At 59.3% G+C, this 16,711-nt stretch carries 14 protein-coding genes and 1 pseudogene; 3 read left to right on the forward strand and 12 right to left on the reverse strand.

The window, feature by feature from the left end:
- Positions 1–725: molybdopterin oxidoreductase family protein (locus tag ACZAHD_RS06505; RefSeq protein WP_462456046.1), on the forward strand; the 725-nt coding region annotated here is incomplete at its 5' end.
- 70 nt (positions 726–795) lie between these two features.
- Here ACZAHD_RS06505 and ACZAHD_RS06510 read toward each other — a convergent pair.
- The gene (locus ACZAHD_RS06510) at positions 796–1,953 is read right to left on the reverse strand and encodes a M20 aminoacylase family protein (RefSeq protein ID WP_462456047.1); all 1,158 of its coding nucleotides are present in this window, start codon (positions 1,951–1,953) and stop codon (positions 796–798) included.
- A gap of 292 nt (positions 1,954–2,245) precedes the next feature.
- On the opposite strand from ACZAHD_RS06510, the gene ACZAHD_RS06515 reads away from it, so the two are divergent.
- Entirely contained in the window at positions 2,246–3,448 is a 1,203-nt protein-coding gene (locus ACZAHD_RS06515) for an MFS transporter (protein ID WP_462456048.1), read from the forward strand.
- A gap of 132 nt (positions 3,449–3,580) precedes the next feature.
- On the opposite strand, the pseudogene ACZAHD_RS06520 reads toward ACZAHD_RS06515, so the two are convergent.
- The 6 genes and pseudogenes from ACZAHD_RS06520 to ACZAHD_RS06545 all read right to left on the reverse strand — a co-directional run bounded on the left by ACZAHD_RS06520 (position 3,581) and on the right by ACZAHD_RS06545 (position 9,111).
- A pseudogene (locus tag ACZAHD_RS06520) lies at positions 3,581–4,258 on the reverse strand (transporter substrate-binding domain-containing protein).
- A 95-nt stretch (positions 4,259–4,353) separates the two neighbouring features.
- Positions 4,354–5,253, reverse strand: a complete 900-nt coding sequence (locus ACZAHD_RS06525; RefSeq protein WP_462456049.1) for a MurR/RpiR family transcriptional regulator — start codon at positions 5,251–5,253, stop codon at positions 4,354–4,356.
- On the reverse strand, positions 5,250–6,203 hold the full coding sequence (locus ACZAHD_RS06530; protein WP_462456050.1) for an iron-siderophore ABC transporter substrate-binding protein: 954 nt from the start codon (positions 6,201–6,203) through the stop codon (positions 5,250–5,252). The genes ACZAHD_RS06525 and ACZAHD_RS06530 overlap by 4 nt, the downstream gene beginning before the upstream one ends.
- 15 nt (positions 6,204–6,218) lie before the next feature.
- Positions 6,219–7,271: a FecCD family ABC transporter permease gene (locus ACZAHD_RS06535; protein WP_462456051.1), complete on the reverse strand. Its 1,053-nt coding sequence runs from the start codon at positions 7,269–7,271 to the stop codon at positions 6,219–6,221.
- Positions 7,268–8,293, reverse strand: a complete 1,026-nt coding sequence (locus ACZAHD_RS06540; protein ID WP_462456052.1) for a FecCD family ABC transporter permease — start codon at positions 8,291–8,293, stop codon at positions 7,268–7,270. The genes ACZAHD_RS06535 and ACZAHD_RS06540 overlap by 4 nt, the downstream gene beginning before the upstream one ends.
- The gene (locus tag ACZAHD_RS06545; protein ID WP_462456053.1) at positions 8,290–9,111 is read right to left on the reverse strand and encodes an ABC transporter ATP-binding protein; all 822 of its coding nucleotides are present in this window, start codon (positions 9,109–9,111) and stop codon (positions 8,290–8,292) included. Before ACZAHD_RS06545 ends, ACZAHD_RS06540 begins: the two co-directional genes overlap by 4 nt.
- 567 nt (positions 9,112–9,678) lie before the next feature.
- On the opposite strand from ACZAHD_RS06545, the gene ACZAHD_RS06550 reads away from it, so the two are divergent.
- The gene (locus tag ACZAHD_RS06550) at positions 9,679–11,700 is read left to right on the forward strand and encodes a TonB-dependent siderophore receptor (RefSeq protein ID WP_462456054.1); all 2,022 of its coding nucleotides are present in this window, start codon (positions 9,679–9,681) and stop codon (positions 11,698–11,700) included.
- A 47-nt stretch (positions 11,701–11,747) separates the two neighbouring features.
- Here the strand turns inward: ACZAHD_RS06550 and ACZAHD_RS06555 are convergent, their stop codons facing one another.
- The 5 genes from ACZAHD_RS06555 to mhpD all read right to left on the reverse strand — a co-directional run bounded on the left by ACZAHD_RS06555 (position 11,748) and on the right by mhpD (position 16,711).
- The gene (locus tag ACZAHD_RS06555; RefSeq protein ID WP_462456055.1) at positions 11,748–12,473 is read right to left on the reverse strand and encodes a purine nucleoside phosphorylase YfiH/LACC1 family protein; all 726 of its coding nucleotides are present in this window, start codon (positions 12,471–12,473) and stop codon (positions 11,748–11,750) included.
- Positions 12,474–12,673: 200 nt separating this feature from the next.
- Entirely contained in the window at positions 12,674–13,870 is a 1,197-nt protein-coding gene (gene mhpT, locus ACZAHD_RS06560) for a 3-(3-hydroxy-phenyl)propionate transporter MhpT (protein WP_462456056.1), read from the reverse strand.
- Between the two features lie 78 nt (positions 13,871–13,948).
- Positions 13,949–14,965, reverse strand: coding sequence for a 4-hydroxy-2-oxovalerate aldolase (gene mhpE / locus ACZAHD_RS06565; protein ID WP_462456057.1), 1,017 nt, complete (start codon positions 14,963–14,965; stop codon positions 13,949–13,951).
- Entirely contained in the window at positions 14,962–15,912 is a 951-nt protein-coding gene (gene mhpF / locus ACZAHD_RS06570; protein ID WP_462456058.1) for an acetaldehyde dehydrogenase, read from the reverse strand. Before mhpF ends, mhpE begins: the two co-directional genes overlap by 4 nt.
- A complete protein-coding gene (gene mhpD / locus ACZAHD_RS06575; RefSeq protein WP_462456084.1) occupies positions 15,905–16,711 on the reverse strand; it encodes a 2-keto-4-pentenoate hydratase in 807 nt (268 codons plus the stop codon). The genes mhpF and mhpD overlap by 8 nt, the downstream gene beginning before the upstream one ends.

The raw sequence follows: 16,711 nt of genomic DNA on the forward strand, positions 1-16,711 counted from the left end.
ACGTCAAACGTGACTGGGAGATCATCAGCCTGCTGGCCAGCGAAATGGGCTATCCGATGCATTACGACGATAACCAGCAAATCTGGGACGAAATGCGCGAACTGTGCCCGCTGTTCTATGGCGTCACATATGAAAAAATGGGCGATATGAATCACGTACAGTGGCCATGTCCGACGCTCGATCATCCCGGCACGCCATGGCTGTACAAAGGAAACCGCTTTGACACCCCATCGGGGAAAGGCCAGCTGTTTGCCGCACCGTGGCGCGCGCCAGCAGAGACGCCGGATGCCGACTATCCGCTGGTGCTCTGTACCGTGCGCGAAGTCGGTCACTATTCTTGCCGCTCGATGACCGGCAACTGCGCGGCGCTGCAATCCCTTGCCGATGAGCCCGGTCGCGTGCAGATAAACCGCGCCGATGCCGAGCGGCTGGGCATCGCCGATAGGCAGCTGGTGTGGGTGAGCTCACGCCGCGGCAAAGTGATAACCCGCGCGGATATCAGCGACCGTATCAACAGCGGTGCGGTGTACATGACCTACCAGTGGTGGGTCGGCGCCTGCAATGAGCTGACTCAGGACAACCTCGACCCGGTGTCGAAAACGCCGGAAACCAAATATTGCGCGGTGAAGATAGAAGCCATCCAGGACCAGCTCTGGGCAGAGCAGTTTGCCTGGCGCGCCTACAGTGACATGAAAGCACGGCTGAAGGCGGCAGTGAGCGCCTGAATGTAAAGGGAGAGGCGCCGCCTCTCCCTGCCCCTTTGAGGTGGCTGGCAGCCAGGTTTCGCCGCCGGCGTCAGCCGACCGGCAGCAGTTTTTCCACCAGCGCCGTCCACAGCAAAACGCCGTGTTCAATCAGATCGTCGTTAAAATCATAGCCGGCATTATGCAGCGGTTTCGATGGCGTTTCGCCATCGGTGCCAATCCAGAAATAGGCGCCAGGGCAGGCCTCCAGCATGCAGGCAAAATCCTCCGACGCCATCGACGGCGCGATCTGCCCGCTCACCGCCGCCTCTCCCAGTACCGCCACCGCCGCATCGCGCACGTTTCGCGCCTCCGCACAATGGTTTTTGGTCACCGGATAGCCGGGATACCAGAAAATATCCCCCTGCACATCGGAGACCGACGGCTGTGTACTGACATAGTGTTCAATCAGCCCTCTCACCCGTTCGCGCACCCGGTTGCTGAGGCAGCGGAAGGTGCCGCGCAGCACGACTTTGTCCGGTAAAACATTAATCGCTTCACCGCCGCTAATCTGGGTGATGCTGACGACCGCCGACTCCTGCGGCGACAAGCGGCGCGAAGGGATCGTCTGCAAGGCCATAATCAGCTGCGCAGCAGCGACAATCGGATCGGCGCCGCTTTCCGGCATTGCCGCGTGGCAACTTTTGCCGGTCAGGGTGATTTCAAAGGCGTCCAGCGAAGCCATCATCGGCCCGTCGTTAACCGCCACCTGCCCCAGCGGCAGCCCGGGCCAGTTATGCAGGGCGTAGATACCGTCCATCGGGAAGCGGACAAAGAGCCCCTCCTCCACCATTTTGCGCGCACCGCCGAGGTTCTCCTCGGCCGGTTGAAAGACAAAATGCACCGTCCCGCGAAAGCGGCGGGTCTGCGTCAGATGCGCGGCGGCGGCCAACAGCATGGCGGTGTGGCCATCGTGGCCACAGGCGTGCATCACGCCCGGATTACGCGACTTGTAGCTGACGTCACCCAGTTCGGTAATCGGCAGCGCGTCCATATCGGCGCGCAGGCCAATAACCGGCCCGGGGCCGTTCTCCAGGGTGGCCACCACGCCTGTCCCTGCCAGCCCGCTATGCACCTGTAGGCCAAAGGATGTCAATAATTCAGCGACGCGCTGCGAGGTTTTCTGCTCCTGATAGCCCAGCTCCGGGCAGGCATGAAAATCACGACGCCAACGGATGGCCTCGGCGATCGATGAAGGCGATACTGCCATGTGTTACTCCTTTCCTGCACAGCATCAACGCTGAACGAGTATGAAATCGGGATACATTCTATCTATGCATGCGCCCACCGCCGGCGGAATGCCCTCTTCGTTATATCCTTTCACCAGCGCGCTGACAACACTCCCTGGCGACCCGAACACGCGTTTTACCGGGTGCCCGAAGACGAATATCAATATTAATAGTCATTTCAACGGTGACAGCGCGCATCCGATTAATTAATATTCAGGGTCATCGGCACTTTGCCGGATTATCCACCTGTTGACTTCCGTTATCGGGAATAAAATGTTTAACCCAGACCAGAATCGCCTTGCCCCCACGCTGGCGATGATTATGGCCGCGTCATTAGTGGGATTTATCACCGGCTATACGGTGCCTTTAATCAGCCTTGAACTTGCACAGCAACAGACAGACACGGTATATGTCGGCCTGCTGGCCGCGCTGCCGCCGGCAGGCATGATGCTCTCGTCGTTTCTCTCACCGGCGCTGTGCCGGCGTTTTGAGATGGGCACCTTGCTCACGGCCAACTTGATCCTGCTGGCGCTCGCCACCATCGCCTCCTGTCTGACTGTCGATCTGCTGCAGTTACTGCTGCCGCGCTTTCTGACCGGTATCGCCTCCGGGGTGATCATCGTGCTTGGTGAAAGCTGGATAACCGGCGGCGCGGCGGGTAAAAATCGTGCCACCCTGACCGGCATTTACGCCTCGGCGTTCACCGGCTGTCAGTTGGCCGGGCCGCTGCTAATCTCTGCCGGCGCCGATTATCAAATCTGGGTGCTGCTGGCCGTCGTCGGCCTGAGCGCCGCGTGTCTGCTGATGCTGCGCCATCTGCCAGGCGGAAGCCGCGAAAGCCTTTCTGAACGCGCCAGTTGGCGCAGTCTGGGGGCCTTTTTACCGGTTCTGGCGTCCGGCGTCTTCTGCTTCGCCTTCTTTGACGCCAGCATTCTGGCGCTGCTGCCGCTCTACGGTATGGATAAAGGGCTGAACGAAGCGATGGCGGTCCTGCTGGTGACCATTGTGTTAACCGGCGATGCCTTCTTCCAGGCGCCGCTGGGCTGGGTTGCCGACAAATTTGGCATCCGTCGCGTTCATCTGAGTTGCGCGGTAGTGTTTTGCCTCTCCCTGCTGGCGCTGCCTTTCCTGCTGGCATCCCATATACAGCTCATCATCGGGTGTCTGGTCCTTGGCGCGGCGGCAGGGGCGCTGTATACGCTCTCGCTGGTGCGTGCCGGTAAAACCTTCAGCGGGCAGAAGCTCATTATGATCAACGCGCTGCTGGGGTTTTTCTGGTCAGCGGGCAGCGTTGCCGGGCCGGTGGTCAGTAGCCTGCTGATCAGCGTATCCGGCTATGATGGCCTGCTGGTCACCCTGCTGGCCTGCGGGGTGTTGTTCCTGCTGATTCAGTGCCTGGGGAAAACAGAGAGAACGCTGCTGGAAAATGAACACCAGGACCACGACAACGACAATGTGCAGACGGAAACCGCCTGAGAGGCAGCCTTAACCGCGCGGCCAACGGCGCGCGCCATCACGGGCTTGCCCCTGATGGCGCGCCGTCGAAGGGTATTATAACACCTTGCGTAAGCAGGCTGCGGTGCGCGAATTGACCGGGGCGGTAAAGATCTACTCAGGCTTGCCCTCTTCCTGAATAACGCCCTGATCGATGAAGATAACCCGATCAGCCACTTCTCGGGCAAAGCCCGTCTCATGGGTGACGATAACCATCGTTATTCCTTCGCGGGCGAGGTTTTTCATCACTTCCAGTTCGGGGTCCAGCGCACGTCGGTTCATCAAACAGCTCCTGTAACATCGGCGGAGTATTATCGAAACGTTTAATGGAGGTACTGCTTTTACCCAGCACATCAGAGACCACGATATCACCAGTGCTGGCGTTCACTACCCCGACCTTCTCGCTCTTGAGTGTCGCCAGAGAGGTCACTTTGAAATCTGCCGGCTCCACGATGGACTGTGCTCAGCCGGGAACAAAGGAGCAGAAAAATCAACCATCTGCCTGCGTTTATCGGTGATGGTTATCCCGGAGATAATGATGTCGCGGTCACCGGAGCCGGGGGTGGCGAAGATCCCTTACCACGGCGTATTCACCAACTGATATTGAAGTTTTCTGCTTTGGCGTTCGCTTTGAGGATATCGATATCAAAACCTTCCAGCTGCTTCTGGCTGTTTTCATCTTTGAACGGACGGGGTCCCACCAGAACCGACAACGTAGGTTTCCTGTGCCGCCTGCGCGCTGCCCGTCAGAACCACCATCAGACAACTCGCTTTTATCCATTTCCTAATCATGACAACCTCTCTTTATGCATTTATTTTGCATAAAAACACACATCACCACGATTACTCGCAACAGAAAACCTTTCAGTATTTGAACGATCATGTAGTTAACCGCGTTTACCGCCGGACTTCCCAATCGCTTTATGCAGTTCGTTAATCCGCTTCATCGATTTCATAGTCCGCTGCGGCGTGGTCGTCGCCACCGACAGCACCAGCATTTCGAGACACACCAGCACCGTGCCGTGAAGCGGTAACCGGCCGTTATCGCCGCCGCGCGGGATGTCGATCACCACCTGTGACTCCTGGCTGAAACGCGAGTCCACCGCCTGGGTCAACAAAATCGTCGGGATCCCCAGTCGCCGGGCTTCACGCAGCGCGGTCATTCCTTCCCGATGCGGCGATTTCTGTCCCATCATAATCATCACATCGCCACGCTGCAGACTAATCAGCTGCTCGGCAAGGCTGAAACCGGTGCGATTGAGCACGCAGGACGGTAAGCCAATACGGCTGAACAATCTGCCGGTATACTCCGCCAGAATCCCCGATGCCCCGATGCCGAAAATCGCCACCTGCCGCGCCTCGCTGAGTAGCGCCACCGCCTGGGCGATGGCGGCGCGGTTGGCGGGGCGAGAGAGCACTTCACAGACGCGCTGATGGCCCTCCAGCACAAAATCAATACTCGAACTCACATCACAGGAGAGCGAATTCACCGTTGACAGCATTTTCTCCGATGAGGTGATGGAGGGGCCAAACCAGCGCTCCATGGTCTGTTTCAGTTCGCGCAGTCCGGCAAAGCCCAGCGCCTGAATGGCCCGCACGACGGTGGCATCCGAAGTCTGAGTCGCCGCAGCGATCTCCATCGCCGTGCGTTCCAGCACCACTTCACGGTTGTCGTTGATATAGCTGACGACTGCCAGCAGGCGCGGCGAGAGCTGGTGCGCCCGGGCGCGAAAGCGTTCGCCGAACAGGTCGACCCGCCCTTTGTCTCTTTTCACCGGCGTTTTCATTTCAGCCCCTCCGGCAGCGGACGACCGGCAATGTGCGACTGCACCTGTGCCACCATCAGGGTCAGGGCGGCAAACGAGTTGGAGATAACCTCTTCGCGTGGCAGCAGGATATAATGGCCGCTGCGGCAGGCACGCATAAAGTCGCACCAGCCGGGCATCACCCCCTCCATCGCCTGCAACTCCTCCTGCGGTTTACCGCCGGTATCCGAGCGCCAGGTGGCAAAAACAAAATCCGCATCCAGCTCCGGCAGCTGTTCGGCACTGACGTCAATGCGCTGTCCGTCAGGGATTTTGTCGATCAATGGCGGAAAACGGAACCCAGCGTCACGCAGTACCCGTCCCAGCGCGTGGTAGGAGTGGTGAACGGTGATTTTGCCATTGTTGGCCTGAATCACCGACACGGTGATGTTGTGGGTATCCACCAGCGCTTTGAGCTGGGCGATCTGCGCCTGATAGCGGTGCTCAAGAATCGCCAGCCGCGCCCCGGTACCAGTCAGTTGCGCCAGCTTGCTGTAAATTCGCGGCGCACTGCCCTGCAAATGGTCAATGCTGACCGTCGGCGCAATCTTCTCCAGCTGTTCCACGGAGACGTGGCGGCTCGGTTCAGTAATAATCAGATCCGGCTTCGCCACCGCCACCGCTTCCAGGTCAATATCCGCGGTGCCGATAAACTGGATCGTGCTGTTATCAAAATCCACCCCGGTCAGCAGGGCGCTGGAGCGCAGATAGTGGCTACCATCGGGGCGAGTGCGCCCGTGGCTGGCCACCGGCGGCACGCCGAGCTCAATGAGCGGAATCGTAATATCCAGATCGTGCATCGAGACGATACGTTGCGGATGCAGCGGCACCGTCACCACCCGCCCTAAATCATCGGTAAACGTTTGTGTTTGACCCGCAGCGGCGCCGGTAACACCCGCCGCTAACAACAGCAAAGAAATAAGCCAACGCATAGCAACCCTTCAACATTACAGGGCGTCACGACGACGCCACAGCAGCAAGATAAAAAACGGACACCCTACCAGCGCAATAACAATTCCGGCCGGAATTTGCAGCGGCGCGAAGGCCAGACGGCCAAGAGTATCAGTGAACAGCACCAGCAGCGCGCCAATCAACGCGCTGCCGCACAGTAGCGACACCTGGCCACCGCGCAGCAGAAAGCGCGCCATATGTGGCGCCATCAACCCCACAAAGCCAAGGCTACCGACACAGGAGACGCTGGCGGAGGTGAGCAGCACCGGCGCAAAAAAGCGCAGCAGGGTCAGCTGTGGCAGGCGTACCCCGAGCCCCACGGCGGTACGGTCGCCAAGCTGTGCGACATCTGCCGCCCGGACGGTCAGAAACAGAATCAGGGTCCCCGGCAACGCCCACAAAAAAGCCACTGTCAACAGCGACCAGGTTGCCGCATGCAGGCTGCCGGCAAGCCAGATCATCGCCGTTTGCACATCGCGCACATCGGCGGTGGTCATAAAAATGCCGACTGCCGCCGCCAGCGTCCATGAGACGCCGATACCGATCAGAATGAAGCGCGGCCGCGAGCAATCGCGGGCCAGCACCAGCACCAGCAGCGCCACCAGCGCCCCGCCAAGAATGCCCGCCAGCGGCCGCCAGACCAGGCCGACAGCGGGAAAGAACAGAATCAACGCCAGCACCACGACGCTGGCCCCCTCTTTGACGCCAATCAACCCCGGATCCGCCAGCCCGTTTCGGGTGATGCTCTGCATCGCCGCCCCCGCCAGCCCGAGCATAGCGCCGCACAACAGTGCCATCAGCAGCCTGGGAAGGCGAATATCAAACAGGATAAAACGCGGCTGTTCGCCGACATGTTCCGGGGCGAAGAGTGCACGCGCCAGGGTTCCGGCAGGCAGCGGGAAGCTGCCACGCGTCAGGCTAAAGCTTGCCAGAAGCAGAATAGCGATAATCAGCACCGCAGCGGTGCTCAATGCCGCCGGGCGCAGGAGCAGATGGCAGCGCCCCGCACGCAGGGGGCGGAAACCGGCACGGCGTGCCGCGTTATTCATTTAAAAAACCTCGCCGCGATAAAGATAAATACCGGAGCGCCAACCAGCGCGGTCATCGCCCCGGTCGCCAACTCCTGCGGCGCCACCAGAGTGCGGGCGGCGATATCCGCGAACAGCAGTACCAGCGCCCCGACCGGCGCCGCCAGCGGCAGCGCCAGACGAAGATCTTCGCTGACCAGACGACGGATGACGTGCGGCACCACCAGACCGACAAAACCGATCGGCCCGGCTATCGCCACTGCCGCGCCGCACAACAACGCAATGGCGCCCAGCCCCAACAGGCGGGTCTGAACAAGATTCACCCCCAGCCCGAGCGCCACTTTATCGCCCAGCGCCAGAACGTTCAGACGAGGCGCGATAAATAACGCGAGCAGGCCCCCGGCCAGCGCCGGAAGCGCCGCCGCGCGTAAGATTGACCAGTTGAGCCCGGCCAGATCGCCCGCCAGCCATGTGCGCATCGCCAACAGCGTTTGTTCATCCAGTATCAGGATCGCGGCGGTGACCGCCGAGGCAAAGGCAGAGAGTGCGACGCCACAGAGCGTGATGCGTAGCGGCGTCGCCCCACCGCGCCCGGAGGTCGCCAGCAGCATGACGCCACCAAACAGCAGAGCCGCTCCGCCGGCAGCAATCAGCGGGCGACCTGAGGTCATTCCGCTAAGACCCAGCGCCGATGTCCCCACCACCGCCAGAGAAGCGCCGGCATTCAGCCCCAGGATATGCGGCTCTCCCAAGGGGTTACGAATCACCGTTTGCAGCAGCAGACCGGCGACGCCCAACGCCGCGCCGGTCAACAGCGCGGCCACGAGGCGAACCAGACGCAGCTCGACAATAATCCGCTGGTCAAAATTACGCGGGTCATAGTGCAACAGCGCCTGGAGTACCGTCTCCGGTGCGATCCAGCGCGCGCCCAGTCCCAGATGCACCACCGAACCGACAATCAGCAGCAATGTCAGCAGCAAAAGCGCCCGTTTTGGCCGCGCCTGGCGACGGCGGTGCAGCAGCAACAACGAGGAGGCGCTCATTGGGCGTCCCCCTGTCGCGCGCGAAAGGGCATAAAGAAGGGTTTACCCGTCTGCGGGTTGAGCGACATTTGTACCTCAACGTCAAAGACGGTTTTGATAAGCTCCGGGGTGCAACGGGCGTTTTCGTCCACTACGCCAGCAATACGCCCCTGCTTGAGGAACACCAGGATGTCGGCATAGTTCACCGCAAAGTTAAGGTCGTGCAGCACGGTGACCACCGTACGTCCGTGTTCACGGGTCAGGGTTTGCAGCAGTTCGAGGATATCGACCTGATAACGCAAATCGAGCCAGGTGGTCGGTTCGTCCAGCAGGATCGTCGGTGTTTCCTGCGCCAGCGCCATCGCAATCCAGCAGCGCTGGCGTTGGCCACCGGAGAGGCTGTCTACCGGCAGATGGGCGAATTCGGCGGTGCCGGTTAACACCATCGCCTCTTCTACCGCCCGTTCGTCAGCATCAGACCATTGACGCATCAATCCCTGCCAGGGATAGCGCCCGCGAGAAACCAGCTCAAAGACCGTTAATCCTTCGGGAGTGAGCGGAGACTGCGGCAGAATTCCCAGCTGACGCGAAACCGCCCGGGTCGGCATGGAGTGAATCATCTGACCATCCAGACACACGCTGCCGCCAAGCGGTTTCAGCATGCGGGCAATCGTCAACAGCAGCGTGGATTTTCCGGAGCCGTTGGCTCCGGCCAGTACCGTCATTTTACCGTGAGGGATCGTCAAATGGATGTCATTAACAATCAGGGTCTGGCCGTATCCGGCCGACAGGGAATCCAGTACGATTCCCCGCTCTGCAGGCATCACCCGCTGTGGCATAACTCGCTCCTGCGCCGCAACGGCGTGGCATCTGCCAGCACGCTCTGCAGTCAAACAAAAATAAATCTCATTCTCTTTTGATCATGCTGCGGATGAATGTAGTAGTCAATACTCTGTTTCGCCAGACACAAAATACCTTTACCACCCGGATACCCGCCTGAATAAATATATATTTTTAGTATAAAAAACATAATATTATACAAAAAACGCTGGTAATTAACAGCGTCAGAAACGCCGGTATGACGACTGTTGATTTTTTATCTTACATAACATTTACTACTACATCTCCTCGTGATTGAATGATTCTCAATTACATGCCTGAACGCAAATCATCGCGCTCAACAGGCAGATAATATTTTTAAGGGCAATGATTTAATTGGCTTTTTCTGTCTGCAAAGGACAGATTCGTTCACGAGAAACAGATAAATGACGCGATCAACGATCCCTTTCACGACGCTGAAAGGGCGAGCTCTTTTTTCACTAATATTTTTGGGTTCTTTTACCTCACAGGGATTAATTGCAGCAGAAAACAGCGCCAGCAGAGAGAAAAAGGCGGGTGACGAAACCATGACGGTGGTCGCCGGACGTGCCCAGCAAAATGACACCAACGGCTATCAGCCGGTTGCCAGCTCAACGGCGACCTTAACATCAATGCCGTTGCTGGATATTCCGCAGGTTGTGAACACCGTCAGCGACAAGGTGCTGGAAGATCAGCATGCCACCTCCCTTGACGAGGCGCTGTATAACGTTGCCAACGTTGTCCAGACCAACACCCTCGGCGGTACCCAGGATGCCTTTACCCGCCGCGGTTTTGGCGCTAACCGCGACGGCTCAATCATGACCAACGGCCTGCGCACCGTCTTGCCACGCAGCTTTAATGCCGCCACCGACCGCGTGGAGGTGCTGAAAGGCCCGGCCTCCACGTTGTACGGCATTCTCGACCCCGGCGGGTTGATTAACGTGGTCACAAAGCGCCCGGAGAGAACCTTCGGCGGCTCGGTTTCCGCCACTTCCAGCAGTTTTGGCGGCGGCAGTGGCCAGTTTGACGTCACCGGCCCCATCGAAGGCACGCGGATGGCCTACCGAATCATCGGCGAATACCAACGCGAGGATTACTGGCGCAACTTTGGTAAAGAGAAAAGCAGCTTTATCGCCCCTTCCCTGACCTGGTCAGGCGACAGAGCGACGGTGAACGTATCGTACTCCCATCGCAACTACAATACCCCGTTCGATCGCGGCACGATCTTCGATCTCAACACCGGTCACGCAGTCGACGTCGATCGGAAAACGCGTTTTGACGAGCCGTTTAACACGACCGACGGCTATTCCGATCTGGCGCAGTTGAATGGCGAATATCATCTGAACGATGCCTGGACCGCCCGCTTTGACTACAGCTACAGCCAGGATCACTACAACGATAACCAGGCCCGCGTGACAGCCTACGATTCAGCCACCGGCAATCTGACCCGCCGCGTTGACGCCACCCACGGCTCGACGCAGAAGATGCACGCCACCCGCGCAGACCTGCAGGGCGACGTGGTTGTCGGCGGATTTTATAACGAAGTGCTCACCGGCATCGCCTATGAGAATTACGATCTGCTGCGCACCGATATGATTCGCTGCAAGAACGTCAAAGGGTTCAATATTTACAACCCGGTCTACGGCACGATCGGCACATGCAGCACCGTGTCAGCCTCCGATAGCGACCAGCGCATTCAGCAGGAGAGCTACGCCGCCTACGTTCAGGATGCGCTCTATCTGACCGACAAGTGGATTGCCGTCGCCGGGATGCGCTATCAGTACTACACCCAGTACGCCGGAAAAGGACGTCCGTTCAACGTCAACACCGACAGCAGCGACCAGAAATGGACACCGAAATTTGGTCTGGTGTATAAGCTGACGCCAACCGTATCGCTGTTCGGTAACGTTGCGCAGTCGTTTATGCCGCAGTCATCGATCGCCAGCTACATCGGCAATCTGCCGCCAGAAGAGTCCACATCCTATGAAGTGGGCGCTAAATTTGATCTGTTAAGCGGTATCACCGCCAACATTGCGCTGTTTGACATTCATAAACGCAATGTACTGTACACCGAAGCCGTCGGCGATGAAACCGTCGCCAAAACCGCCGGGAAAGTGCGTTCACGCGGCGTCGAGGTGGATCTGGCCGGTTCGATTACCGATAACCTGAGCGTGATTGCCAGCTACGGCTACACCGACGCGAAAGTCCTCGATGATCCTGACTATGCCGGCAAGCCGTTGCCCAACGTACCGAAACACAGCGGTTCACTGTTCCTGAGCTACGACATCCATAACGTCTACGACAGCAATACGCTGACCATCGGCGGCGGCGGACGCGCGTTGAGCAAACGCTCCGGCACCAACGGCGCGGATTACTATCTGCAGGGCTACGCGGTCGCCGATGTCTTCGCCGCCTATAAGATGAAGCTGCAATATCCGGTGACGCTGCAGGTTAACGTGAAGAACCTGTTTGATAAGACTTACTACACCTCATCCATCGCCACCAACAACCTCGGCAACCAGATTGGCAGCCCGCGGGAAGTGCAGTTTACGGTGAAAATGGACTTCTGATGGTATCGCCACGCCCGGACAGCGCCGTCGCGGCCTGTCCGGGCAATTCAGGCCTCGCGCATAATCCACGAGTACTGGAACGTTTTCTGCGCCGGGAAGTGAGTACGCCGCCGGAACGATCCCAGCGACTGAGGCGTACAGTAGGTACAGCTGCCCAGCCATTCAATATGACTTTCCACCACCCCGGCGCGGCGCAACAGCAGTTGGCCAAAGGCCCGCAGATCGAACCACATCGTGTCGTCCCCCGTCGCCCGCGCTTTTTCCGCCGCAGGCTCAGGAACGCGGCGGTGCAGAAACAGCCGATCGCGGTGCTGTCTGACCAGCCCGGCCACGGGCATCGTCAGCAGCGTCTGATAAAATGCCGCCGAAACTTCATAGCAGCAGGTCTGAATATGCGGCCCGATCACCACCACCACCTCGTCCGGCGCTATGCCATGCCGGGCAAAGAGATCGAGGCTATTAGCAATGATTCCGCTCGCCGCGCCGCGCCAGCCCGCGTGTACACTGCAGACAAAGCGCCCGTCGCGGGAGGCCATGAGCATCGGCAGGCAGTCGGCTGTCACCACCCCCACCTTCTGCCCGCTGACGGCGGTAAACATCGCATCGGCGTGGGGTCGCTCCGCCTGCGGTGCCCGATACTCATGCACGATATTGCTGTGAACCAGTTTAACCGGCGCCATTTCGCTATAGGGAAAGGCGGCGGTTTCATGAGCGTCGAGAAAGGCGTAGCGGATACCGGGGATATCGCTCAGTAAGCAAGATGTAAAAGGCATGATACCCGGAAGAATGAATGGATGATAATTTAACGTATGCCAAAGCGGAGGCATGCGCAAGGCGGAGGACAGCGCGCCGGTTCCCCCCTCCCCACTCTCCTCAGGGGGGCAAACATTTAATGACGGTGCATAATTGCCCCGGCTCGCGCTTCGCTTAGCCGGGCTACAAGTCCGATAGCCCGGACAAGACGCGAAAATCCTCAGGCCAGCGCGGCGCGCTTTTGTCGATTCATCAGCCAGAACACCGCCACGCCGGCCAGCAGAATCCCGGGCGCTGAGGCGGCCATCACCCCAACTGTGCCGGTACCCAGCGCCAGCATTTTTCCAGCCAACAGCGGGCCGCTCATCGCCCCGATGCGGCCAATCGCCACGGCGGTTCCCACTCCCGTGGCGCGGATTTCGGTGCGATAAAATAGCGGGGCCAGCGCATAAAGTACGCTCTGCCCGCCGGTAGCAAACAGCCCGGCGACAAAGCCGGAGAAGAGCATTGTGGTAAGCGACGTCGCGGTTCCCAGTGCCAGCAGCGAGGCCAGCATACCGCTGTAGATCAGCAGCGACATCCATAGCGGGCTGAGTTTATCCATCAGAGATCCCAGCAGCAGCGTACCGCAGGCAGCGCCAAACTGCAGGACAAACATCACTCCTGCCGCCTCACTGGGGCTGAATCCCTGACCGACTAACAGCATCGGTAGCCAGTTAATCAGCATGTAAACCACCAGCAGCGTGAAGAAATAACACAACCACAGCAGCAGAGTGGCGGTGGCGTTGCCCGGCGCGAGGAGCATTCGCAGCGGCGCGCCTTGCGCGCTGCGTTGAAAAACCTGCGATTCCGGCAACCAGCGCATCAGGAATGGTACAAGCAACAGCGGAACGATACCGCCGACCCAAAACACCGTTTGCCAGGCCCGGGCCAGACCAAAAAATCCCAGCGCCGCTGCCAGCGCCGCGCCGATAGGCACGCCGCAGTACATCAGGCTTACCGCCCTCCCGCGAAAGCGGGGACCCGCGGCTTCGGAGGTTAAGGCAATCAGATTCGGCAGCGCCGCACCCAGCCCGACGCCGGTTAACAGGCGCGCCAGCAGCAGCGTCGGGTAATTCCATGCCAGGGCGGTGGCGATGGAAAACAAGCCGAACAGCAGCACCGAGCCAAGCAGAATACGTTTGCGCCCATAACGATCCGCCAGAATGCCGCCCACCAACGCCCCGGGCAACAGGCCAAGGATCCCGGCACTGAATATCCAGCCCATCTGCATTTTATCCAGCGCGAACGCCTGCGCCATGCCGACAGCCGCAATGCCCGCAGCCTGCAGATCCAGCCCTTCCATCAGGGCCACCATAAAACAGAGCCCGACAGTTAACATCAGGCGCGAATTGTTTGCAGTAGTTGTCTTGGTCATAGGGTACCTCTGCGATATCCGGACAAACGGAGCAGATGAATGGCGGCTGATTCATTGTCAGCCGCGCGTTTCTTTGATTTATTGATGACGATTAAGCAGGTCCAGCGCGACGTCGACGATCATATCCTCCTGACCGCCCACCATCCGCCGCTTGCCCAGTTCGACGAGAATATCTACTGCGCTCAGGCCGTAGCGCTCGGCAGCCACTTCGCTGTGGCGCAAGAAGCTGGAGTAAACGCCAGCATAACCCAGCGCCAGCGTTTCGCGGTCAACCCGCACCGGGCGGTCCTGTAGCGGGCGTACCAGTTCATCGGCGGCATTCATCAGGGCATAAAGATCGGTGCCGTGGTTCCAGCCGAGCTTGTCGGCGGCAGCGATGAACACCTCCAGCGGCGCGTTGCCCGCACCGGCCCCCATCCCCGCGAGGCTGGCGTCGATACGATCGCAGCCTTCTTCCACCGCGGCGATGGAGTTAGCGACGCCGAGGCTCAGATTATGGTGCGCATGCATCCCGGTGGCGGTTTCCGGCTTGAGCACCGCCTTGAGGGCGCGGAAACGATCGCGAATATCGTACATATTCATCGCCCCGCCGGAATCGACCACGTAAATGCAGGTCGCGCCGTAGGATTCCATCTTCAGCGCCTGCTGTGCCAGCTGTTCCGGGGAGGTCATATGGCTCATCATCAGGAAGCCAACGGTGTCCATTCCCAGTTCGCGGGCAAAGGCGATATGCTGGGCGGAAACATCCGCCTCGGTGCAGTGGGTTGCGACGCGCACCACCCGCGCCCCTGCTTGATACGCGTTTTTTAGATCGTGCAGAGTACCGATGCCAGGTAACAGTAACGTGGCGATTTTCGCCTGGCTGACCGACTCCGCCGCCGCTTCAATCCACTGCAGATCGCTGTGCGCGCCGAAGCCATAGTTAAAGCTGGAACCTTGCAGGCCATCGCCGTGGGCCACTTCTATCGAGTCGACGCCTGCGCTGTCCAGCGCACGGGCAATCTGACGCACATTGTCGAGCGAGTATTGGTGGCGAATCGCGTGCATCCCGTCGCGCAGCGTCACATCCGAGATATAGAGTTTTTTACCGTTCATGCCGCTTCTCCCGCCGCATCGTTCATTGATTGCGCCATTTTTTCCGCCGTCGCCAGCGCCGCCGAAGTCATAATATCGAGGTTGCCCGCGTAGGCTGGCAGATAGTGCGCCGCCCCTTCGACCTCGAGGTACACCGCCGTTTTCAGCCCGGAGAAACGGCCAACGCCCGGCAGATTGACCGGTTTATCATGCGGAATCACGTCAAATTGCACCTGTTGTTTCAGGCGATATCCCGGCACATAGGCCTGTACTGCGGCGGCCATCTCGGCGATCGAAGCTTGTATCTTTTCCTGCGAGGCGTTTTCACTCAGTACATACACCGTGTCGCGCATCATCAGCGGCGGCTCCGCCGGGTTCAACACAATAATCGCTTTGCCTTTCGCCGCCCCGCCAACTTTCTCAATCGCCTGCGAGGTGGTTTCGGTGAATTCGTCGATGTTAGCGCGCGTTCCTGGCCCGGCGGATTTGCTGGCAATCGAGGCGACAATTTCCGCATAGTGCACTTTTGCCACCCGGGACACCGCCGCCACCATCGGGATCGTCGCCTGGCCGCCGCAGGTGACCATATTGACGTTGCCCTGTTGCAGATTGGCCTCCAGGTTAACCACCGGCACACAATATGGGCCGATAGCCGCCGGGGTCAGGTCGATAACGCGGATCCCCGGTTTGGCCTCACGGAGCGCGGCATCGTTTTTCACGTGCGCCCCGGCGCTGGTGGCGTCAAAGACAACATCGATATCGGCGAACTCCGCCATCTGCATCAAGCCGCCCACCCCCTGATGCGTGGTCGCGACGCCCATACGCCGGGCGCGGGCAAGACCGTCGGATTCAGGGTCGATGCCGACCATTACTGCCATCTCCAGATGCTGCCCATGACGCAGAATTTTGATCATTAAATCGGTGCCGATATTGCCGGAGCCGATAATGGCGACTTTGCATTTACTCATGATTGCCTCCCGCTTCGGCGACAAAAGTTGCCGCCACTGAACCTAATCCTTCGATATGGGCTTCAAAACGATCGCCGGCGTTAATCGCCACCATTGGGCCTAACGCTCCGGTCAGCACAATATCGCCCGCGCGCAGCGGCTCGCCGAGGCTGGCCATTTTGCGCGCCAGCCACACCGCAGCGTTGAGCGGATGGCCGAGACATTCGCTGCCCCGCCCGCTGGATACCGCTTCCTGATTACGGGTCATACGCATTGTGCAGTTTTTCAGGTCTAGTCCGGCAGGACGCAGTGCCGGGCTACCCAGTACGTATACGCCGCAGGAGGCGTTATCAGCTACCGTGTCGACAAACCCAATCGACCAGTCGCGGATACGGCTACCGACCACTTCCAGCGCCGGCAGTACCCAGTCAATGGCGGCGTACAGCTCATCAAAGGTGGTATCGGCATGCGGCAGATCGTGTTTCAGCACCAGAGCGATTTCGGCTTCCACTTTCGGCTGCAGCACCCGGGTGAACGGCACGTCGGCGTTATCGCCATAACACATGTCAGCAAACAGAGTGCCGAAGTCCGGCTGGTCAACCCCCAACTGCTGCTGCACTTTCGGATGGGTCAGCCCCACTTTGCGCCCCACCACCCGGCGGCCATTCGCCACGTGGTGCTGGACGTTAATCCGCTGGATGGCGTAGGCCGCCTCCGCGTTATCGACGCCGAGCGTATCGCGCAGCGGTTCAATCGCCTGACCGCGCGTTTCGGCCTCACGCAGCTGCTGCGCAAGTTGTTCAAGAGATAACGTAGTCAT

It is taken from the genome of Raoultella sp. (assembly GCF_039594335.1).
Taxonomy (GTDB): domain Bacteria; phylum Pseudomonadota; class Gammaproteobacteria; order Enterobacterales; family Enterobacteriaceae; genus Klebsiella.

Excerpts from the sequence above, each read along its gene's own strand:
- ACZAHD_RS06510 (WP_462456047.1), bottom strand. The coding sequence starts at position 1,953 with ATGGCAGTATCGCCTTCATCGATCGCCGAGGCCATCCGTTGGCGTCGT.
- ACZAHD_RS06515 (WP_462456048.1), top strand. The coding sequence starts at position 2,246 with ATGTTTAACCCAGACCAGAATCGCCTTGCCCCCACGCTGGCGATGATT.
- ACZAHD_RS06525 (WP_462456049.1), bottom strand. The coding sequence starts at position 5,253 with ATGAAAACGCCGGTGAAAAGAGACAAAGGGCGGGTCGACCTGTTCGGC.
- ACZAHD_RS06530 (WP_462456050.1), bottom strand. The coding sequence starts at position 6,203 with ATGCGTTGGCTTATTTCTTTGCTGTTGTTAGCGGCGGGTGTTACCGGC.
- ACZAHD_RS06535 (WP_462456051.1), bottom strand. The coding sequence starts at position 7,271 with ATGAATAACGCGGCACGCCGTGCCGGTTTCCGCCCCCTGCGTGCGGGG.
- ACZAHD_RS06540 (WP_462456052.1), bottom strand. The coding sequence starts at position 8,293 with ATGAGCGCCTCCTCGTTGTTGCTGCTGCACCGCCGTCGCCAGGCGCGG.
- ACZAHD_RS06545 (WP_462456053.1), bottom strand. The coding sequence starts at position 9,111 with ATGCCACAGCGGGTGATGCCTGCAGAGCGGGGAATCGTACTGGATTCC.
- ACZAHD_RS06550 (WP_462456054.1), top strand. The coding sequence starts at position 9,679 with ATGACGGTGGTCGCCGGACGTGCCCAGCAAAATGACACCAACGGCTAT.
- ACZAHD_RS06555 (WP_462456055.1), bottom strand. The coding sequence starts at position 12,473 with ATGCCTTTTACATCTTGCTTACTGAGCGATATCCCCGGTATCCGCTAC.
- mhpT (WP_462456056.1), bottom strand. The coding sequence starts at position 13,870 with ATGACCAAGACAACTACTGCAAACAATTCGCGCCTGATGTTAACTGTC.
- mhpE (WP_462456057.1), bottom strand. The coding sequence starts at position 14,965 with ATGAACGGTAAAAAACTCTATATCTCGGATGTGACGCTGCGCGACGGG.
- mhpF (WP_462456058.1), bottom strand. The coding sequence starts at position 15,912 with ATGAGTAAATGCAAAGTCGCCATTATCGGCTCCGGCAATATCGGCACC.
- mhpD (WP_462456084.1), bottom strand. The coding sequence starts at position 16,711 with ATGACTACGTTATCTCTTGAACAACTTGCGCAGCAGCTGCGTGAGGCC.